18 protein-coding genes are annotated in these 18594 nt (G+C 49.7%); 7 read left to right on the plus strand and 11 right to left on the minus strand.

What is annotated here, in order from left to right:
* Positions 1 to 22 precede the first annotated feature (22 nt).
* Together D3795_RS08285 and D3795_RS08290 are read left to right on the plus strand one after the other, a co-directional pair.
* Positions 23 to 2218 (plus strand): thiamine pyrophosphate-dependent enzyme, encoded by a 2196-nt coding sequence (locus D3795_RS08285; protein ID WP_156267823.1) that lies wholly within the window; start codon positions 23 to 25, stop codon positions 2216 to 2218.
* Complete coding sequence (locus tag D3795_RS08290; RefSeq protein ID WP_156267825.1) at positions 2218 to 3276, plus strand: malonyl CoA-ACP transacylase; 1059 nt, start codon at positions 2218 to 2220, stop codon at positions 3274 to 3276. Before D3795_RS08285 ends, D3795_RS08290 begins: the two co-directional genes overlap by 1 nt.
* Here the strand turns inward: D3795_RS08290 and D3795_RS08295 are convergent.
* The 3 genes from D3795_RS08295 to D3795_RS08305 are packed head-to-tail and all read right to left on the minus strand — an operon-like array spanning position 3236 to position 6068.
* On the minus strand, positions 3236 to 4051 hold the full coding sequence (locus D3795_RS08295) for a mechanosensitive ion channel family protein (RefSeq protein ID WP_156267827.1): 816 nt from the start codon (positions 4049 to 4051) through the stop codon (positions 3236 to 3238). The two genes, D3795_RS08290 and D3795_RS08295, sit on opposite strands and share 41 nt — an antisense overlap.
* Before the next feature lie 27 nt (positions 4052 to 4078).
* Positions 4079 to 5062 carry a hypothetical protein gene (locus D3795_RS08300; protein ID WP_156267829.1) on the minus strand — a complete coding sequence of 328 codons (984 nt, stop codon included), beginning with the start codon at positions 5060 to 5062 and terminating at the stop codon, positions 4079 to 4081.
* Positions 5063 to 5093: 31 nt separating this feature from the next.
* Positions 5094 to 6068, minus strand: coding sequence for a Vgb family protein (locus D3795_RS08305; protein WP_156267831.1), 975 nt, complete (start codon positions 6066 to 6068; stop codon positions 5094 to 5096).
* Positions 6069 to 6184: 116 nt separating this feature from the next.
* On the opposite strand from D3795_RS08305, the gene D3795_RS08310 reads away from it, so the two are divergent.
* Positions 6185 to 6811, plus strand: a complete 627-nt coding sequence (locus tag D3795_RS08310; protein WP_156267833.1) for a LysE family translocator — start codon at positions 6185 to 6187, stop codon at positions 6809 to 6811.
* Here D3795_RS08310 and recQ read toward each other — a convergent pair.
* Positions 6808 to 8625: a DNA helicase RecQ gene (gene recQ, locus D3795_RS08315; RefSeq protein ID WP_310942442.1), complete on the minus strand. Its 1818-nt coding sequence runs from the start codon at positions 8623 to 8625 to the stop codon at positions 6808 to 6810. The genes D3795_RS08310 and recQ overlap by 4 nt on opposite strands.
* 144 nt (positions 8626 to 8769) lie before the next feature.
* Between recQ and rarD the strand changes: the two genes are divergently transcribed.
* Positions 8770 to 9669: an EamA family transporter RarD gene (gene rarD / locus D3795_RS08320; protein WP_156267835.1), complete on the plus strand. Its 900-nt coding sequence runs from the start codon at positions 8770 to 8772 to the stop codon at positions 9667 to 9669.
* On the opposite strand, the gene uvrD is transcribed toward rarD, so the two are convergent.
* The 7 genes from uvrD to lptM are packed head-to-tail and all read right to left on the minus strand — an operon-like array spanning position 9645 to position 16445.
* Positions 9645 to 11840, minus strand: a complete 2196-nt coding sequence (gene uvrD / locus D3795_RS08325) for a DNA helicase II (protein ID WP_156267837.1) — start codon at positions 11838 to 11840, stop codon at positions 9645 to 9647. The two genes, rarD and uvrD, sit on opposite strands and share 25 nt — an antisense overlap.
* Before the next feature lie 60 nt (positions 11841 to 11900).
* A complete protein-coding gene (locus D3795_RS08330; RefSeq protein ID WP_156267839.1) occupies positions 11901 to 12626 on the minus strand; it encodes an HAD-IA family hydrolase in 726 nt (241 codons plus the stop codon).
* Positions 12627 to 12634: 8 nt separating this feature from the next.
* A complete protein-coding gene (locus D3795_RS08335; RefSeq protein ID WP_156267841.1) occupies positions 12635 to 13540 on the minus strand; it encodes a tyrosine recombinase XerC in 906 nt (301 codons plus the stop codon).
* Positions 13527 to 14234 carry a DUF484 family protein gene (locus D3795_RS08340; protein WP_156267843.1) on the minus strand — a complete coding sequence of 236 codons (708 nt, stop codon included), beginning with the start codon at positions 14232 to 14234 and terminating at the stop codon, positions 13527 to 13529. The genes D3795_RS08335 and D3795_RS08340 overlap by 14 nt, the downstream gene beginning before the upstream one ends.
* A complete protein-coding gene (gene dapF, locus D3795_RS08345; protein ID WP_156267845.1) occupies positions 14231 to 15052 on the minus strand; it encodes a diaminopimelate epimerase in 822 nt (273 codons plus the stop codon). The genes D3795_RS08340 and dapF overlap by 4 nt, the downstream gene beginning before the upstream one ends.
* A complete protein-coding gene (gene lysA, locus D3795_RS08350; protein ID WP_156267847.1) occupies positions 15049 to 16299 on the minus strand; it encodes a diaminopimelate decarboxylase in 1251 nt (416 codons plus the stop codon). The genes dapF and lysA overlap by 4 nt, the downstream gene beginning before the upstream one ends.
* Before the next feature lie 2 nt (positions 16300 to 16301).
* Positions 16302 to 16445 carry an LPS translocon maturation chaperone LptM gene (lptM, locus tag D3795_RS11490; protein ID WP_216648947.1) on the minus strand — a complete coding sequence of 48 codons (144 nt, stop codon included), beginning with the start codon at positions 16443 to 16445 and terminating at the stop codon, positions 16302 to 16304.
* A gap of 89 nt (positions 16446 to 16534) precedes the next feature.
* On the opposite strand from lptM, the gene cyaY reads away from it, so the two are divergent.
* From cyaY to D3795_RS08370, 3 genes are read left to right on the plus strand one after another with little or no spacing between them, the layout of a single operon-like run.
* Positions 16535 to 16861 carry an iron donor protein CyaY gene (gene cyaY, locus D3795_RS08360; RefSeq protein ID WP_156267851.1) on the plus strand — a complete coding sequence of 109 codons (327 nt, stop codon included), beginning with the start codon at positions 16535 to 16537 and terminating at the stop codon, positions 16859 to 16861.
* A 15-nt stretch (positions 16862 to 16876) separates the two neighbouring features.
* The gene (gene hemC, locus D3795_RS08365; RefSeq protein WP_156267853.1) at positions 16877 to 17818 is read left to right on the plus strand and encodes a hydroxymethylbilane synthase; all 942 of its coding nucleotides are present in this window, start codon (positions 16877 to 16879) and stop codon (positions 17816 to 17818) included.
* A complete protein-coding gene (locus D3795_RS08370; RefSeq protein WP_156267855.1) occupies positions 17815 to 18588 on the plus strand; it encodes a uroporphyrinogen-III synthase in 774 nt (257 codons plus the stop codon). The genes hemC and D3795_RS08370 overlap by 4 nt, the downstream gene beginning before the upstream one ends.
* Positions 18589 to 18594 lie beyond the last annotated feature (6 nt).

Consider the following 18594-nt stretch of genomic DNA (forward strand, 5'->3'; position numbering starts at 1 on the left):
CTCGGTCGCAGGAGGTTTCCCTATGGCTGCAGCAATGCACCCGTGGCTGGTGGAGTTTATCCAGCGTATTGATGACCGTCGCTTACCACCGGCGCACGCCGCCGGTGGTGTTCTAGGCGATGCTGATTTATTTGATTTATTCGAGTCACAACTAGATAGCCGCTTATTAGATTTACAATCACGCTTGATGCAAGCGGCGGGGCAAAGTTTCTACACCATCGGTAGCGCGGGCCATGAAGGCAACGCCGCTGTAGCGAAAGCCCTGCGAGTAACCGACCCCGCATTTTTACATTATCGCAGCGGCGCATTCTTTATTCAGCGGGCGAAGCAATCACCGGGCAGCACCCCGCTGTATGACATGATGCTCAGCTTTGCCGCCTCGGCTGACGAACCAATTGCCGGCGGTCGCCACAAGGTTCTGGGTAGCTTGCATTTAAACGTGCCGCCACAAACCAGCACCATTGCCTCGCATGTGCCAAAGGCAATGGGTACCGCATTTGCTATTGGATTATCAAAGCGCTTGAACCACCAAGGTACATGGCCACATGACGCCATTGCCATGTGTAGTTTTGGGGATGCTTCAGCGAACCATTCCACCGCGCTCGGGGCAATAAATTCAGCCAGTTGGGCGGCTTATCAGCAAATTCCAATGCCATTGCTGATGGTGTGCGAAGACAATGGTTTAGGTATTTCAACGCACACGCCAAAGGGCTGGATACAACAGCAGTTGAGCCAACGTCCATCGTTAAAATACTTCTTTGCCGATGGCAGCAACTTAGCAGAGACCTATTTGGTGGCCCGCGAAGCAGCTGACTACGTTCGCCAGAAACGCAAGCCCGCAGTGCTGCATTTGCGCACGGTTCGTTTGTTTGGCCACGCCGGAGCTGACGCCGAGGTAGCTTATCGTAGCAAGCAAGAAATCGCGCTTGATAGCGAACGCGATCCGCTTTTGCATAGCTGCGCCGCATTGATCAGTCGTGGCTTACTCGACCATCAACAACTCATTGCATACGTACAACAACAACAGCAGCGAATTGCGCGCATCGCCGCGCAAGCATCGCAACAACCGAAATTAGAAACCGCTGAACAAGTGATGGCGTCGATTGTGCCACCGAAGCGACAGGGCGACCTGCCCGCGCCGGTGAGTGGCGAGCAGCGTACCAACTTATTCAAATGGGACAAGCATAACGCTGGGAAGCCTCAGCATTTGGCAAAACTGATTAACTTGGCTCTACACGACTTGATGGCACAGCACCAAAACATCGTGATGTGTGGCGAGGATATTGCCAAAAAAGGCGGTGTTTATCACGTCACCCAGCACCTGATGGAAGCGTTTGGTCCAAACCGCGTGTTGAACACTGTGCTTGATGAACAGAGTATTCTAGGGCTCGCGATCGGTATGGCGCAGCAAGGCTTTATCGCAATGCCAGAAATTCAGTTTTTGGCCTACGTGCATAATGCCGAAGATCAAATACGTGGCGAAGCGGCAACGTTGTCGTTCTTCTCCAATGGCCAATACACCAACCCCATGGTGATTCGTATTGCTGGGCTGGCCTATCAGCGTGGGTTTGGTGGGCACTTTCACAATGACAACTCTTTTGCGGTGTTCCGCGATATTCCGGGCGTGATTTTATTGTGCCCATCGAACGGTCGTGATGGCGCTTTACTCATGCGCCAGGCTGTTGATTTAGCCGCGCGTGAACAGCGCGTGGTGATCATGTTGGAGCCAATTGCACTCTATATGACCCGTGACTTACACCAAGAAGGTGACGGTGGTTGGCTACATGAGTATCCCGATCCGCAAGAGCCAACGCCGGCACTTGGTGAACCTTCAATTCATGGTAACGGCAACGATTTAGCGATTATTTCGTACGGCAATGGCTACTACTTGAGTCGCCAAGCGGAAGCAAAACTGACCGAGCAAGGCCACAACGTTCGCGTTCTTGATATCCGCTGCTTAGTGCCGCTACATGTGGATAAAATTATTGATGCACTCGGTGGCTGTAAGAAAGTCTTAATTGTGGACGAATGTCGCCGTCGCGGCTCGCTAAGTGAAGAGTTATTCACAGAGTTACACGAACGTAAGCCAGGAATGTTTACTGTTTCGCGTCTCAATGCCGAAGACAGCTTTATTCCATTAGGTAAAGCCGCGTATAGCGTTTTACCGTCTACTGAGCAAATCATCGCGCAGGCACAGCGTTTATTGGAGGCGAACTAATGGCAGCAGAACGTAAAACAGCCCTTGTCGTTTGCCCAGGCCGCGGCACTTATAACAAACCCGAACTGGGATCAATTTCGGGTTCAATTTCGCCAAAAATCGGCGGAGATATGCCGAATTTAAACGATATATTGCGTCAAATCGACGACGTTCGCGTCCAGTTAGGGCAACCAACAGTAACCGAGCTTGATCAAGCTCCATTGTTTAAAACCTCGCTACATCAGAAGCCCGAAAACGCCGCGGCATTAATTTACGCTGGTGGTTACCTTGATTACCTCGCCATTGACGATACTCGCTTTGACGTCGTCGGTATCACCGGCAACTCAATGGGTTGGTATACCGCAATGGCAAGCGCTGGCTGCTGGGACATTGAAACCAGCACGCGGTTAGTTACCAACATGGCTCAGCTCACCGCTGGTGGAGAAGGTGCTCAGTTTATTTACCCGATTGTGGACGCTGACTGGCGGCCACATCAAGGTTATATCGATGCGGTTAATGAACAGCTCACACGCTTTCCTGGTGAGTTAAACATGTCGATTCGCTACGGCGGTTATGCGGTGCTGGCGGGCTCGGAAGAAGCCTGTACCGAAGCCGTTAGAGCGCTACCACGTGTTGACGACCGCTTCCCGATGATTTTGCCGGGGCACGCCGCATTCCATACGCACTTTATGAATGACGCATCACTGCAAGCGCTCGATTTATGGCCGCAAGCCGCATTTCGAGCGCCGCTAGTGCCCTTGATTGATGGTCGCGGTCATATTTGGTCACCGCATGTGGTTGATAAGGCCGCGTTACATCAGTACACCCTGGGTCATCAAGTAACACAAACCTATGACTTCACCCGAGCTATTCAAACGGCCGTGAAAGAGTTTGCGCCAGACCACATTATTTTATTAGGGCCGGGTGCCGGTTTAGGTGGTGCGGTAGCGCAAGCCCTCATTGAAATGAACTGGCAAGGCCTGAATAGTAAAGCGGAATTTGCGGCGCGCCAGCAAGCTGACACGCCTTATGTTTTGTCTATGGGGTTACCTGAACAGCGTGTTCTGGTGACAGGTTAGCAAACTTAACATTGATGGCGCGCAGGCAAGCTTTGCCACGCGCCGTTAAATCTGTCATAAACTGAAATTGTTGCCGCGGATCTATCGGATAAGCCTTTAACCGATAATGCGTTCCCCACGGCTGTTCGCTGATAACAACAGTGATTTGTTTTTTTAACTGCACATAGGGGCTCGTTAGCGCCACGTCTTCCAATAACTGCTTCACCTGATGAGCATCATGATCCGCGGCCAAATAAAAGCTCGTCACGCACATGAGGCTTGGTCCGCCATTATTGGCGTTATGAATCAAGCCATCCCACAATTTCAGATGCGGCACAAACACCACGGTATCATCCGGTGTAACCAACTCAACTGCACGCATGCCAATATGCTTCACCTCACCATAGGTACCATCGACTTCAATCCAGTCGCCTGGCCGATACGGCAATTCATACACCGCGACAATGCCAGCGATTAAGCTACTGACATAATCTTTCATTGCAAAGCCAATGGCTAAGCCTGCGGCTCCTAAAATAGCGATCATATTCTGCATGGTGGTTTCGATGACCATTGGCACAATCCAAATCGTCGCTAGCACAAACACCACAACGCGCAGAGTAGGGATCATTGCCAATACGAACAAGCGTTGTTTGCCATGCAAATGCTCGGCAAGCCATGGGAACAATCGCTGGCTTAACCAGATGATGCCAACCGAGACAGCAATAACCACGGCAATTTCAATCACGGCATCACTGGTTACCGTTTTAAAAAGGCCGATTATTTTATCTGTTTCCATACTGTCGTCCTTCTAGCGTAGTGTCGGTTAAAATGCATCAACGTAAAAACCACGACTTTTTAAGAAATCGCGTACGGCCAAGTAACCATAAACGGTGACATGCCATTGATTGTCGTCGTAATGGATCAGGCGAGCTTGCTGCAGTTGCAATAACTGCACATCGAGTTGATCAGCTGCCACTGTTGGTAGCAAGCGTTGCAACGTTTCACCGCTCAGGCCCATATGCAACAGCAGGGTATATAAAACAAATGCGGTTTCGTCGCCACAGTCTGGTGGCATGCTTGGTAAATCATGGCCTTCATCCTGCTGCACGGCCCAAAGCGCCAGCGCTAAGCCAACGTTGCCAAATGCGCGGGCAGCGAGTGCTTTGAGCTGTTTGTCTTCAGCTCGAATCCCTACTTGGTGCAACAATGCCTCTTCAGCTGCTGCAAAACAATAAACGTTCGGAAGATTCACCGGCCACGCCCGTTGCAAAAATGCAAAACTCCAACTGTCGCAAACCACAAGCCCTTGCCCCAATTCACCACGCATCAGCTTGGGCAATAAGGTGCGGACAAAGGCCATACCGTCAGTACGTCGTTGCCAATAGTTGGCCAGATCATCAATCAACCATTGCTCGGTGCTCTGCGCTTGCCACCACGAATCAACATCAACGCTATTCAGTTGCTCTTCGGCAGGTGGGGTTAGTTGGTTCCAGTTGTGGCGTTGAGCCCACTCTCGAGCTATTGCGGCGGTACCGCTAAACGGTGGGCTAATCAGGAATTTTATACCGGGCTCACTCTCACTACGCCACTCATCGAAGGCGGCATCGAGCGCATCTGCACCTGGTTTTAAATCAAACTCGCGATACCCTGGAAAGTCCGATTGTTCTTCGTCATCACTGGTTTCGTCTGCTTTAGGAAACAGGTTGCGAATGTGCTGAAACAACTGCTGTAAGCGGGTACTCGCCGGCGCATCAGGCCGTTCAAATTCAGCTAAACGAATGACGCACCAGTTATTCTCAGATGACATAAATTCCGTGTCCTTGTGTAACTTACCCTGCTCAATAATAACGGATAGTAGCACGACCGATGGTATTTGCATCGGTACCGAACCAGAGTGTACGGCTTTCTGGATCGAACACCATATGACGAATGGTGCCACCGCCACTTTCTACTTCAAACGGCTTGGTAAAGGTTTCGCTGACAGAATCAAATCCAACAATACGGTTGGGTTGAACACCCGTTTCTGCAGCCCATACGTAACCGCGATGATCAACCACCATGGCATATGGCATCGAGCGCACACCTGCCGGCATTGGCCACTCTTTAATTTCATCCGTAGCTGGATTCCAGCGCCCTAAAAAGCCACCCGCATAATCGACATACCAGAAGTGACCTTGCGCATCGACTCCCAGCCGACGTGGCCGATTATTGTCACGTGGAAGCTGGATTTCTTTCACGTCATTGTCGTCATCCAGCGTTAATAGCTTGTTGGTGCCGAACAACGCCACCCACGGCTTACCTTGAAACACCACAAGACCGTACGGGCGGGCATTCTTAGTGGGCACATCCCACAAGGTAATATTGCTCGTTTTAGCATCCATATGGCCAATTTGATTCGCTCCTTGTGCGCTAAACCAAATGTCGCCATTCATATCAAATTCCATGGTATGAACGTCGCGACGGCCTTTGCCAGGTAACGGATATTGGGTAATCTCAAAGGTTTCCCGGTCGATCTTGCCAATGTGGCCGCCTTTGTTACCGGCGTACCAAGCACCGCGATCGTCCACAATAATATTGTGCGGCCCAGCGCCTTCAGGCAAATCGATGCGTTTCATATCGCCGGTTTTTGGATTCAAAACCGCGGCATAATCAGAGCGCTGTCCAACAAACCAAACTTCATCATCACCGGCAACATAAGGGTCACGCGGTCGTGAGTTCTCCCAAGGTACTTGCCACTCTTTGATTTCTAATGTGGCGTTTGCAGGCTCAGCCGGAGCGCCACTTAGCATCAGTGCTAATGTCATTGCTAACATAACAACCTCCACTACGTTATTCGTTATTCGTTAATGGAGTATAGACTGTCATTGATTTATAGTGTTTTCATGTTTTTCGAAAAACGAATAACCACTAACGAGTAACGGCTTTTTTTATGTTTGAGATCTTTATTGCTGTTTTATTCTTTGCTTTCTCGACCACCATAACACCTGGACCAAACAACGTCATGATCATGTCATCGGGCATGAATTACGGCGTTAAGGCGAGCCTGCCGCACTTTTTGGGTATTTGTTTGGGCTTCCCGCTGATGGTGCTGCTGGTTGGGTTAGGCTTTGGGGTGATTTTTGATCGGTTCCCGAATTTGCATCAATTAATCAAAGTACTCGGTGTGCTGTATTTGCTGTGGTTGGCCTGGCACATCGGTACGGCAGAGCCGAAGGCCATTCAAAAAGGCGAGAAAAAGCCATTTACGTTTTGGCAGGCTGCACTATTTCAGTGGGTGAATGCGAAAGCTTGGGTGATGGCATCAGGTGCAGTGGCCGCGTTCACTACAGTACAAGGCACACCGTTTCTTGAAGTGCTTGCCATTACATTGGCGTTCTTGCTGATGGCATTTCCGTGCGTGGGTGTGTGGTTAGTCTTTGGCTCGTTGCTACGCAAGGTGTTAACGAACCCAATTATGCAGCGTCTGTTCAATATCACCATGGCAGTTATTTTGGTGCTATCGATTGTGCCCGTAGTGATGGAGTTATGGCGCTTTTACTTTGCGCCAGCAGTTTAAAAGTTACTGATGGGTTCATCGTCGGCGTCTAAATAGGCCGTAATCGCGGCGATGAACTCTTGGCCGTAGCGTTCTAGTTTCTTTTGACCCACGCCGGTGATTGCCAACATGGCGGTTTCGTCGGTGGGATAACTAACCGCCATTTCCACTAAGCTGGTGTCATTGAAAACCACAAACGGCGGTACTTCTTCAGTGTCTGCAATAGCTTTTCGTAGCGCGCGTAAACGACGGAACAGCACTTTATCGTAATCGCCACGATCAGCCACGCGAGGTTTGCTGACCACCAAATTGATTCGCGGCTCAGCAAGCTGTAAGGCAACTTCACCTCGTAGCACGGGACGCGCCGCATCGGTCAGTTGCAGCACACCATACTGCTGCACATTTTGAATCACCAAACCACGATGAATGAGCTGACGCACCACGCCTAGCCAGTATTCGTGGCTTTGTTCAGCACCAATACCATAGGTTGATAGTTTGTCATGCCCCAATTCCATGAGCCGCTGTGATTTACTCCCACGCAACACATCAATCACATGATTCATCCCAAAGCGCTGACTAACCCGATAAACACATGACAGCACTTTTTGCGCATCGACGGTACCATCGTATTGGCGCGGTGGGTCCAGACAAATGTCGCAGTTCCCACAAGGTTTATCACGGTATTCATTAAAATAGTTGAGTAACACTAAGCGGCGGCAGGTTTGTGCCTCGCTCATTGCTTGCATAGCGGTGAACTTATGCAGCTCAATACGACGCCGCTCTTCATCTGGATGGTCGTGGATAATCGATTTGATCCAAGCGGCATCTGAAGGGTCATAGAGCAGCACGGCTTCGGCGGGTAAGCCATCACGACCAGCACGGCCGGTTTCTTGGTAATAACCTTCAACACTGCGCGGCACATCAAAGTGCACCACAAAACGCACGTTCGGCTTGTTAATGCCCATGCCAAACGCCACGGTTGCCACCACCACATCAATATCGTCACGTACAAAGCCACGCAGTACGCTCTCACGTTGGTCATGCTCCATGCCGGCATGGTAACCGGCGGCACGCAGGCCTTCACGCTGGAGCTTTTCAGCAAGCTCTTCAACTTTCTTGCGACTACCACAATAAACGATACCTGAAGCACCACGCTGCTTCTTAATGTAGTCCGTCACCTGCTTATAAGGTTTGTATTTTTCTTCAACCACATAGCGAATATTAGGGCGATCAAACGAGCCTTTATATACCACCGGATCATGCAAATGTAGGCGGCTAATAATATCCGCTTCGGTTGCGGCATCCGCGGTTGCTGTTAATGCCATAAACGGCACATTCGGCAGGGTTTCGCGAAGTTGGCCGAGTTGACCATATTCGGGCCGAAAATCGTGTCCCCACTGGGAAATACAGTGCGCCTCATCAATTGCTACCAGGGTCACCGGCCATTGTTGTAACAAGCGAATGAAGAAACTCTGCATAGCACGCTCAGGACTCACATAAAGTAACCGTATTTGGTTACTATTAAGCTGCTGCATGATCTGATTGCTTTGCTCGGGCGTGAGTCCGTTATTAAGTGCAGCAGCGGCAACCCCCATGGTTTGCAAAGCTTCGACTTGGTCTTGCATCAAGCTGATCAAGGGTGAAATCACCACCGTCAAGCCGTCTGAGTTTAATGCTGGCAGTTGATAGCAAAGCGATTTCCCACCGCCGGTCGGCATGAGTACTAAGGCATCGCGCTGTTGTTGCACGGCTTCAATCACCTGCAGTTGGCCTTCGCGAAACGCGGTGTAGCCAAATACATCGGCAAGAAGTTGTGACAGCACAGATTCAGACAAAATAGCGTCTCCAATTGACGGCAAGCTCTTATTCGCTCTATTGTATGCATCCCGCTTACGAAGCTCCACCGACTATCGCGTAAATCCGTGATATTCTGTCAGTGAGTGCTGGTTTTTCGTACAATTCAACGTGAGATGCTCAACATGACTGATGATGCCGCCCGCAGCCGCCAAGGTGTATTCTTTGCTATTGCTGCTTACACCATGTGGGGTGTGGCGCCGATTTATTTTAAATGGCTGCAAGAAGTTCCGGCACTGGAGATTCTAAGTCACCGAATTATCTGGTCATTTGTTCTCGTATTTATCCTGATCATGGTGCTTCGACGTGGTAATCGTTTAAAGCCTGTCCTTCAAAATAAAAAGCAAATGGCGCGATTAACGCTGGCAACCTGTTTGCTCGGTGGCAACTGGTATTTGTTTATATGGGCAATCAACAATGACCATATATTAGATGCCAGTTTGGGTTATTACATTAATCCACTACTAAACGTAGCTATTGGTATGGCATTTTTTGCCGAACGCATGCGTAAAATGCAGCTCGTTGCGATTGCACTGGCTGTTACCGGTGTGTTGATTCAAGTCATTTCATTCGGTTCGGTGCCATGGGTGGCGTTGACACTGGCATGTAGCTTTGCCATTTACGGCGCTATTCGCAAGCGCTTGCCTATAGATTCAATTACCGGTCTGTGGCTAGAAACCTTGATCTTAGCGCCAGCGGTGCTTGTTTATTTGCTATTCTTCGCCAGCTCGAGTGCAGCTGATATGACCCAAAATACGTGGCAGATCAACACGCTGCTGATTGCTGCGGGTGTAGTAACCACTGCGCCATTACTCTGCTTCACAGCAGCCGCGCAACGCATTCGTTATTCAACGTTGGGCTTCTTTCAATACATTGGCCCCAGCTTGATGTTTATTTTGGCGGTGTGGGTGTATGGCGAGCCGCTGGCCGCAGATAAGCTAGTGACATTCGCCATTATTTGGGTGGCATTAGCGCTCTACAGTATTGATACGTTGGTGCATCAACAGCGCTCTAAACGCGCGTAGCCAACAACTAACCACTTGCTGCCCACTTCGTCGAAATTCACTTGAATGCGACTTTGTGGGCCGGTGCCTTCATAGTTAAGTACCGTACCTTCACCAAATTTGGTATGACGTACACGTTGACCTAGGGTATAACCCGTTTGCTCAAAGGCTTCATGGCTTGCGCCACTATGAAAACGGCCAAGCGCATGCGATTGATGCGAGGTTCGTGACTGTAAGCGCACATGATGAATCATTTCCGGAGGCATTTCGCCCACAAAGCGGCTCACCGTACTATGCTTCTCTTGACCGTAAATGCGACGCGACTCGGCGTAGCTAATTACCAGTTTTTGCATGGCACGGGTCATGCCCACGTAGCAGAGGCGACGCTCTTCTTCGAGTCGGCCACTCTCGCCAATGGATTGTTGTGACGGAAATAAACCTTCTTCTACGCCGCTCATAAACACCAACGGGAATTCGAGGCCTTTGGCGCTATGTAATGTCATTAATTGCACCGCATCTTGATGTTCATCGGCTTGCTCTTCACCCGATTCCAATGCAGCATGCGCTAAGAAGGCATTGAGTGGCGTCATTTCATCTTCAATCACACTGTCGAGCGTATTGAAGTTGTCACAAGCGTTCACAAGCTCTTTTAAGTTTTCGACGCGAGTTTCCGCTTTCTCGCCTTTTTCAGCTTGGAACATCGCCATTAAACCGCTTTTCTTGATCGCAGTATCCACTTGGCGGCCCAACGGATAATCACTGGTTTCGTCTTCAAGGCCATCAATTAACTCAAGGAATGCCTGCACGGCGTTACCGGCACGACCACTGAGAATTTTTTCATGTACCAACTGTTTCGCCGCTTCCCACATCGGCAATCCGCGTTCACGTGAACCTTCGCGGATAATACCAAGCGTTCGGTCACCAATACCCCGCGTTGGGGTATTAATCACGCGTTCAAACGCCGCATCATCATTACGACTCGCCACTAAGCGCATATACGCCAAGGCATCTTTAACTTCCATGCGGTCAAAGAAGCGTAACCCGCCATAAATGCGATAAGGAATTCGGGCATGCAGTAAGGCTTCTTCCAGTACACGCGATTGTGCGTTACTGCGATATAAAATGGCGACATCTTGTAGCGCATTACCCTGCTCATGCCATTGCTCGATGCGCCCCGCAATGTATCGCGCTTCGTCCATTTCATTGAATGCGGCATATAAATCAATCGGCTCGCCCGCGCTGCCGTCTGTCCATAACTCTTTACCGAGGCGCCCTTGGTTATTCGCGATCACTTCGTTTGCCGCGGTTAGAATATTATTGGTGGAGCGATAGTTTTGCTCCAATCGAATGGTTAAAACGTTCGGAAAATCACGTAAAAACTGCTGAATATTTTCAACCTTTGCGCCGCGCCAGCCATAAATTGACTGATCATCGTCACCAACTATGGTGACATGATTGGTCTCGTCGTACCCCTGGCCGACACCTGAAAGCAGTTTAATCCAGCCATATTGAATGGCGTTGGTATCTTGGAACTCGTCCACCAAAAGATGGCGGAAACGGCGCTGGTAATGCTCGCGCACATGTTTGTTGTCACGAATCAATTCATGCGCTCGCAGTAATAATTCAGCGAAATCAACCAAGCCCGCACGGTCACAGGCAACTTGATAGGCTTCGTAAATTTCTTTTAGCGTGCGCTCATTAAAGTCATAGCCGTCAAGATGATGCGGACGCAAACCTTCGTCTTTTTTGCCGTTGATAAACCATTGCGCCTGTTTGGGCGGCCAACGTTTTTCGTCTAAGTTTAAGCTGCGCATGATGCGTTTGACCAAACGTAGCTGATCATCGCTATCGAGAATTTGAAAATTCTGCGGTAACCCCACATCCATGTAATGGGCACGGAGAAGACGGTGGGCAAGCCCATGGAAGGTACCAATCCACATCGACCGCACCGAGCTTCCTAATAATTGCTCAATACGTCCACGCATTTCCGCTGCGGCTTTGTTGGTAAAGGTCACTGCCATAATGCTATGCGGCGAAATACCTTTTTCTTGAATCAGCCAAGCAATGCGGTGCACCAACACCCGAGTTTTACCACTGCCAGCGCCGGCAAGGACCAACATGTGACGCTCTGCTGCGCCAACGGCTTCACGTTGTTTGTCGTTCAGTTGTGCGAGTAATGGGTGATGCTGCATGAGTAATTACCAACAAATAAAAAGGGCAGTGTAGTCACAGAATACTGTATATGCAACCAGTTACTTCGGTGCTTTGAGTAACTGATCGGTAAGTTGCTGTAAATTGTTGTACGCCAACGTCGGCAATACTTGTAAGTGTTCATACTTACCGAGGCCGCCGGTGAACCAGGCGCTCTGCCAACCAGCACGGTGCGCACCTAAAACATCAGCGCTTGGGCTATCGCCAACATGCAACCATTGCAATGGCGCCACTTCAGGAAGTTGCTGCTGCGCCGCTAAAAACATATCCGCAAATGGCTTACCACGCAGTTCATCTGTTGGTTGATAGACCTCAGTAAAATAATCACTAAGACCAATAGCATCGACACTCACATTACCATTGCTTAGCGCAAACAAAGGATAGTATTCAGCAAGCTGTGCTAAAGCGGCATGTACATCGGCCGAAATTTCAACGGCGTTACGGTGCGCCATAAAGTGTGCAAATGCCGCATCAACGCCACCATTGATTTCACTCTCATCAATCGCAAACTGACGTAGCCCTTCACCGAGAGCGGTGCGACGCAATTGCGTCATATTACTGGCTAAATCGGGTTGCGCGTACATTAATTGTTGACGATGCCGCAACCAATCGGATGCTTGCCATACCGCTGTTTGCGGGAACTCACGAGCAAGAAAATCGCGTACCGCTTGCTCGGCGCGTTGCATCACTGGCACATTGTTATAAAGGGTATCATCGAGATCAAAACTAATAGCTTTGACAGGGTATAAGCGGCGATAAAACTGCATTAATCAACCTATTCTTTTTTCTTGCGAGCGCGCGGATGGGCGCCATCGTAAACCTTCGCCAAGTGTTGAAAATCGAGATGGGTATACACTTGCGTGGTACTTAAATTTGCGTGGCCAAGCAACTCTTGCACCGCGCGCAAATCACCGCTTGATTCTAACATATGTGAAGCAAACGAGTGGCGGAGTTTGTGCGGATGTAACGTCCCTTTCAGTCCTTGCTGTTGCCCCCAAAAGTTCAACCGTTGTTGCACCGTGCGCGGATTAATACGCTGGTTCCGTTGTGAAATAAACAGCGCCAGCTCGGTTAAATTGCCACCTAGCCACTGTGCGCGAACTGGCAACCAACGCTCTAGTGCTTCTGCAGCGCAGCGCCCATAAGGCACAATACGCGTTTTGTTCCCTTTACCCAATACGCGTAGCTCACGGTGGCGCGACTGAATGGCATCAACATCAAGCGCAACCAGCTCAGCTAAGCGCAATCCGCTACCATATAACAATTCCATCATGGCGGCGTCACGAATTGCTAGTGGATCATCTTGTGGCAACTGCAGCAACTGACTAATGCTGTCCACATCGAGGTTTTTTGGTAAGCGTTTTGCTTTGCGAGGTGCTTTAAGCTGCGCAGCCGGATTGTCCGTTAACCAGTTTTCGCGAATGAGATACTGACAAAACGTGCGCCACGCAGCTAACCTCAGTGCCAATGACGCATCGCCAAGTCCGCGGCGGCGCCAGCTAACAAACAAGCGTTCAAATACAGGAAGATTAATCTGCTGCGGACTCTCAACTCGCTGACTTGCTAATTCAACAATGTCGTCGGCAAGAATGCGTCCATAACTATTGAGCGTGTGATCGGCGAGCCCGCGCTCGCCGGCGAGATGGTCTAAAAAACGTTGACGTAATTCAGACAGTGTCATGGTGGTTGGCTTGATGCTGCAATAATGGCGGCAGCAACTTACTCAACAAGGCTTGTAATTGACGAACGAGCAAGGTGTCCATCGCCGGTTCAAAATGACCGGCATCGTGGTTACCAATCGCCAACATACCCAATTCGCCCTTGTTGCCAAGTAGCAACAATGCAACCGAGGCAATCGGTTCATCGGGGAACAGTAACTTTTTCTCATCCGCAGTCAAACGCCCTAGGTACACCTGAGAGTTCTGGAAACGTTTGCTCAGTAGCATTTTGTGCGTGTCGGCAGCAAAGGTGAACTGCTCATCCAGCTCAATCGGGCTGTCGAAAAACTTCAACCGTAGCGCCGGCATGTTCAGGCGCTCTGAGAAAGTTTGCTGCAACGCATCCATTATGCTTGGTAAGTCATCACACTCTAACAGTGTCACATAGAGTTCGCTGTAGGTTTGAAAGAGCTCTTCGTTACGCCGCGCCGTCACCATCAAATCGGTGATTTCTTCTTCCAACTGCATAATGCGTTGACGCAATACTTGTTGTTGACGCTCCACCAATGACACGGCACCGCGCTCTTGATGACGCAAGCTCAGTTGCTGTAACAGTTGTGGATGACGCTCAAAAAAATCGGTGTTCTCTTCTAAATATTGAGCAATAAGGGTGTCGTCAACCACGGGCGTATTTAATTTCTTCACTTCTGTCGTCATAGTTTTATATATCCATCATAAACATGCTCAGCAGAGCCAGTCATGCGCACCGGTTGGCCGGGTTGCCAACGAATCGTCAAATAACCGCCCGGCAATTCCACAATCACTTGGTCGGCAAGCTTATCTTGGCGCATACCAATCACCGCAGCAGCACATGCACCACTGCCACAAGCCTGCGTTTCACCGACGCCACGCTCGAACACACGAAGCTTAATTCGGTTGCGATCAACCACCTGCATAAAACCAACATTCACGCCTTCAGGGAAGCGTTCATGTGTTGCTAATGCTTTCCCCATCGATTCAACGGGTGCCGTATCCACATTATCCACTTCAATCACACAATGTGGATTCCCAATTCCCATCACGCCAGCCAATATGGTTTGGTCTTGCTCGCGCAAAATATAAGTCAGCTCTTCTTTATTTGCTTTAAAAGGCACCTCAGCAGGCGTGAACGTTGGCAGCCCCATTTCAACAGTAATACGTCCGTCGCGCTCATGATGCAAAACCATTTTGCCTGCTTTAGTACTTACCCGCAGATGATTTTTGTTACTTAGGCCTTTGAGCTTAACAAAAAGGGCGAAACAACGAGCACCATTTCCGCATTGAGACACTTCAGAGCCATCGGCATTGAATATACGATAGTGAAAATCTAAATCGGGGTCATAAGGTGGTTCAACTAGCAACAGTTGATCGAAACCAACACCACGATGGCGGTCAGCCCAATGCCGAATTTGCTCTGGGTTCACATAAATATTTTGAGTGACAGCATCTATCACCATGAAGTCATTGCCTAGCCCATGCATTTTTGCAAAATTCATTCTGGCATCTCCATGATTTGCTCACCCTTCCATAAATCGCTCAGCTTTTCGCGCTCTCGGATCACCTGAGCCTTATCGCCCGAAACCATGATTTCAGCGGCGCGTGGGCGTGTGTTGTAATTCGAGCTCATGGTAAAACCATAGGCGCCTGCGTTCATCACTGCCAATAAATCACCTTCATTTGCGGTCAAATGCCGCGCATGACCAAGAAAATCACCGGTTTCACACACCGGCCCTACCACGTCAACAATCGACGTGCCAGCGTCCTGTTGCGTGACTGGAATAATGTCATGGTACGCTTGGTAGAGCGCTGGGCGCATGAGATCATTCATACCTGCATCTACTAGCAAAAAGTCTTTATCTACACCCGGCTTGTGATATTCAACCTGCGTCACTAATACGCCCGCATTACCGACAATGGCACGACCTGGTTCGAGCATTAAGGTGAGACCACCGACGCGTTCCGCGCGTTTTCTCAACTCAAGTAAGTAAGCACCCACATCCAGCTTATTCTCGTGCTGGTAGGGAATACCCATACCACCACCCATATCAAGATGCGAAATTTCGATACCTTCTTCACGCAAGGTTACAATCAACTCAAGCATTAAATCGGCTGCATCTAAAAACGGCGCCGACGTTAGAATTTGTGAACCAATATGGCAATCTAACCCTTGCATCGCAATGTTCGATAGGGCCTGTGCACGATGAGCAACGTCTCGAGCCTGCGCCATGGCAATACCAAATTTATTGCTCTTCAATCCGGTTGAGATATACGGATGCGTTTGGGCATCCACATCTGGGTTGACCCGCAATGACACCGGCGCTTCCACACCATGCGCTTTGGCAACGTCGTTCAGGCGCTCTAATTCAGCCGCCGATTCAACATTGAAGCAATAGATACCTTGATCTAACGCATAAGCCATTTCGTCACGGCTCTTGGCAACGCCTGAAAACACCACATCACTTGCTTTACCGCCAGCCGCAAGAACACGAGCTAGTTCACCACCAGAGACGATATCGAAACCAGCCCCCAGCTTTGCCAATACATTCAGTACCGCCAAATTGCTATTGGCTTTTACCGCATAACAAAGCTTGTGTGGCGCCGGCCAATGCGCAGCAAATTGACGCCAGTTTTCAACCATGCGTTGATACGAATACACGTACAACGGTGTGCCGTGCTGAGCGGCTAGCTCACTCACTCGACATTCTTCGGCAAAGAGCTCGCCATTACGATAATAGAAGCTCATGCCTACTCACCATTTTCTGCAGGATTGGACGGCTGGTTTTTCTCAGCGGGCGGCGGCATTTCTAATGGCCCTTTTTGCCCACAAGCGGCGATAAAACCAAGTGTTCCTGCTACAATGATCAGACGCATTACTTTCAAGTTAAACATCGGTAAACTGTACCTAATAATTACGGTTAAAATTGTTGATGCGTCTATCATCGCATTGAGACGCACAAATGTCATTATCAGGAGTTGACATGCAAGAGCACGAATACCATGAATTAGCCGAAGCAACTATTTTAGCAATTGAAGAAGCAGTAGAAGCTTGCGGTGTTGATATTGATTGTGAGTCAGGCGGCGACATCCTTGAATTAACATTCCCGAATGGCACCAAAATGGTTATCAATAAGCAGCCACCACTGCATCAACTCTGGGTAGCCACCAAATTCAATGGTCACCACTTTGAGTATCGCGACGGTCAATGGATTGATAATCGTACCGGTAGCGAATTATGGGAACTTCTCAGCGAAGCGGCAAGTCGCCAAGCTGACACCACATTGTTGCTAACACCACCATCAAACTGAGTTTAGAGCTGAATTATGAGTAAAACTTTACGCATTGCCACACGCAAGAGCCTGCTCGCCATGTGGCAAGCGGAGCACATTAAAGCGCGCCTCGAGCAATTACACGAAGACTTGACGGTTGAGTTGTTACCAATGAGTACTCGTGGTGACGTGATTCTTGATACACCATTGGCAAAAATTGGTGGTAAAGGGCTGTTCGTGAAAGAGCTTGAAGTGGCCATGCTTGAAGGCCAAGCTGATTTAGCTGTGCACTCGATGAAAGATTTACCCGTTGAGTTTCCAGAAGGTCTTGAGTTGTTTGGTATTTGCGAGCGCGAAGATCCACGCGATGCGTTTGTGTCAAACAATTACGCGCAACTCGACGATTTACCAGAAGGCGCCATTGTGGGCACCTGTAGCTTGCGCCGTAAGTGCCAAATCTTGGCTAATTTCCCTCATCTGGTGGTTCATGATTTGCGCGGCAACGTACAAACGCGCTTGCGTAAGCTCGATGAAGGCCAATTCGATGCGATTATTTTGGCTGCTTCAGGGTTAATTCGCTTAGAACTGACCGACCGCATAAAACAACGCATTCCTGCTGAGTTAAGTTTGCCTGCGAATGGCCAGGGCGTGCTGGGTATTGAGTGTCGCAGTGATGACGATGCGACCAAAGCGCTATTGGCACCGCTGACTTGTGCTGACACACGCAGCTGCGTCTTAGCTGAACGCGCAATGAACCGCCGTTTGCAAGGCGGTTGCCAAGTACCCATTGGCGCTTACGCTGAATTGCATGGCGATCAATTGCATTTACGCGGTTTAGTCGGGCGTCCTGACGGCAGTGAAATAATTGAAGGCGAAATAAAAGGCCATCGCGATCACGCCGAAGCGCTTGGTACTGAATTAGCTGAGTATTTACTAGCACGTGGTGCCGGTAAAATTTTGCAAGATGTTTATGCACAGAATGAACTGCAATCATGAACCACCATTTGCTGCTGTTACGACCAGATGAGCAAGCGCGTGACTTAGCCCAGTTGTTACAACAACGAGCGAGTGAGTCTAGCGTAGCGTTATCCTGCAGCAGCAAAAGTATGGTGAAGATTCGTAGCTTCGATGATCCAAACCACAGTTTGCGTGACATTTTGCAGCAACCCTGGGACGCTGCCATGATGGTTAGCGTGAATGCTGCGCGTTACTTTGCCGAGCAAGCGCAGGCGTGGGCACCGGAGTGTGCAATGCCATCGGCTCGTTGGTATGCCGTAGGGCCAACCAGTGCAACCGCAATTGCAAAGGTGGTTGGGCGCCCCGTGAATTGTCCGTGGCGATTCCACAACAGCGATGCGTTACTGAAACTACCAGAGCTACAAAGGGTAAAAGGTGAGCGGTGGTTGCTTATTCGCGGCCACGGTGGACGTGAGTTAGTTGCGGATACACTGCGGGCACGCGGCGCCGACGTGACCTATCTTGAAGTTTATCAGCGTACACCGGTGTTGCTGGATCCTGCTGAATTTGAACACTGGCAGCAGCAGATTAACGGTATTGTGGTAACCAGCGCCGAACAATTAGGTTATTTTCTTGCGGCGTTGCCGAAGCAAGCGCTAAGCTGGTTAGAGCAGTGTTATTGGATTGTCGCAAGCGATCGACTAAAGCAATTGATGCCAGTTGCACTGCATGGCAAGGTTGCGGTTGCGCATAGCGCGACGCCGCTCGCAATAGCCGATGCCTGGCTACAATTATTGGAACAGCAGTAAGCGTAT

It is taken from the genome of Pseudidiomarina andamanensis (assembly GCF_009734345.1).
GTDB classification, from domain to species: domain Bacteria; phylum Pseudomonadota; class Gammaproteobacteria; order Enterobacterales; family Alteromonadaceae; genus Pseudidiomarina; species Pseudidiomarina andamanensis.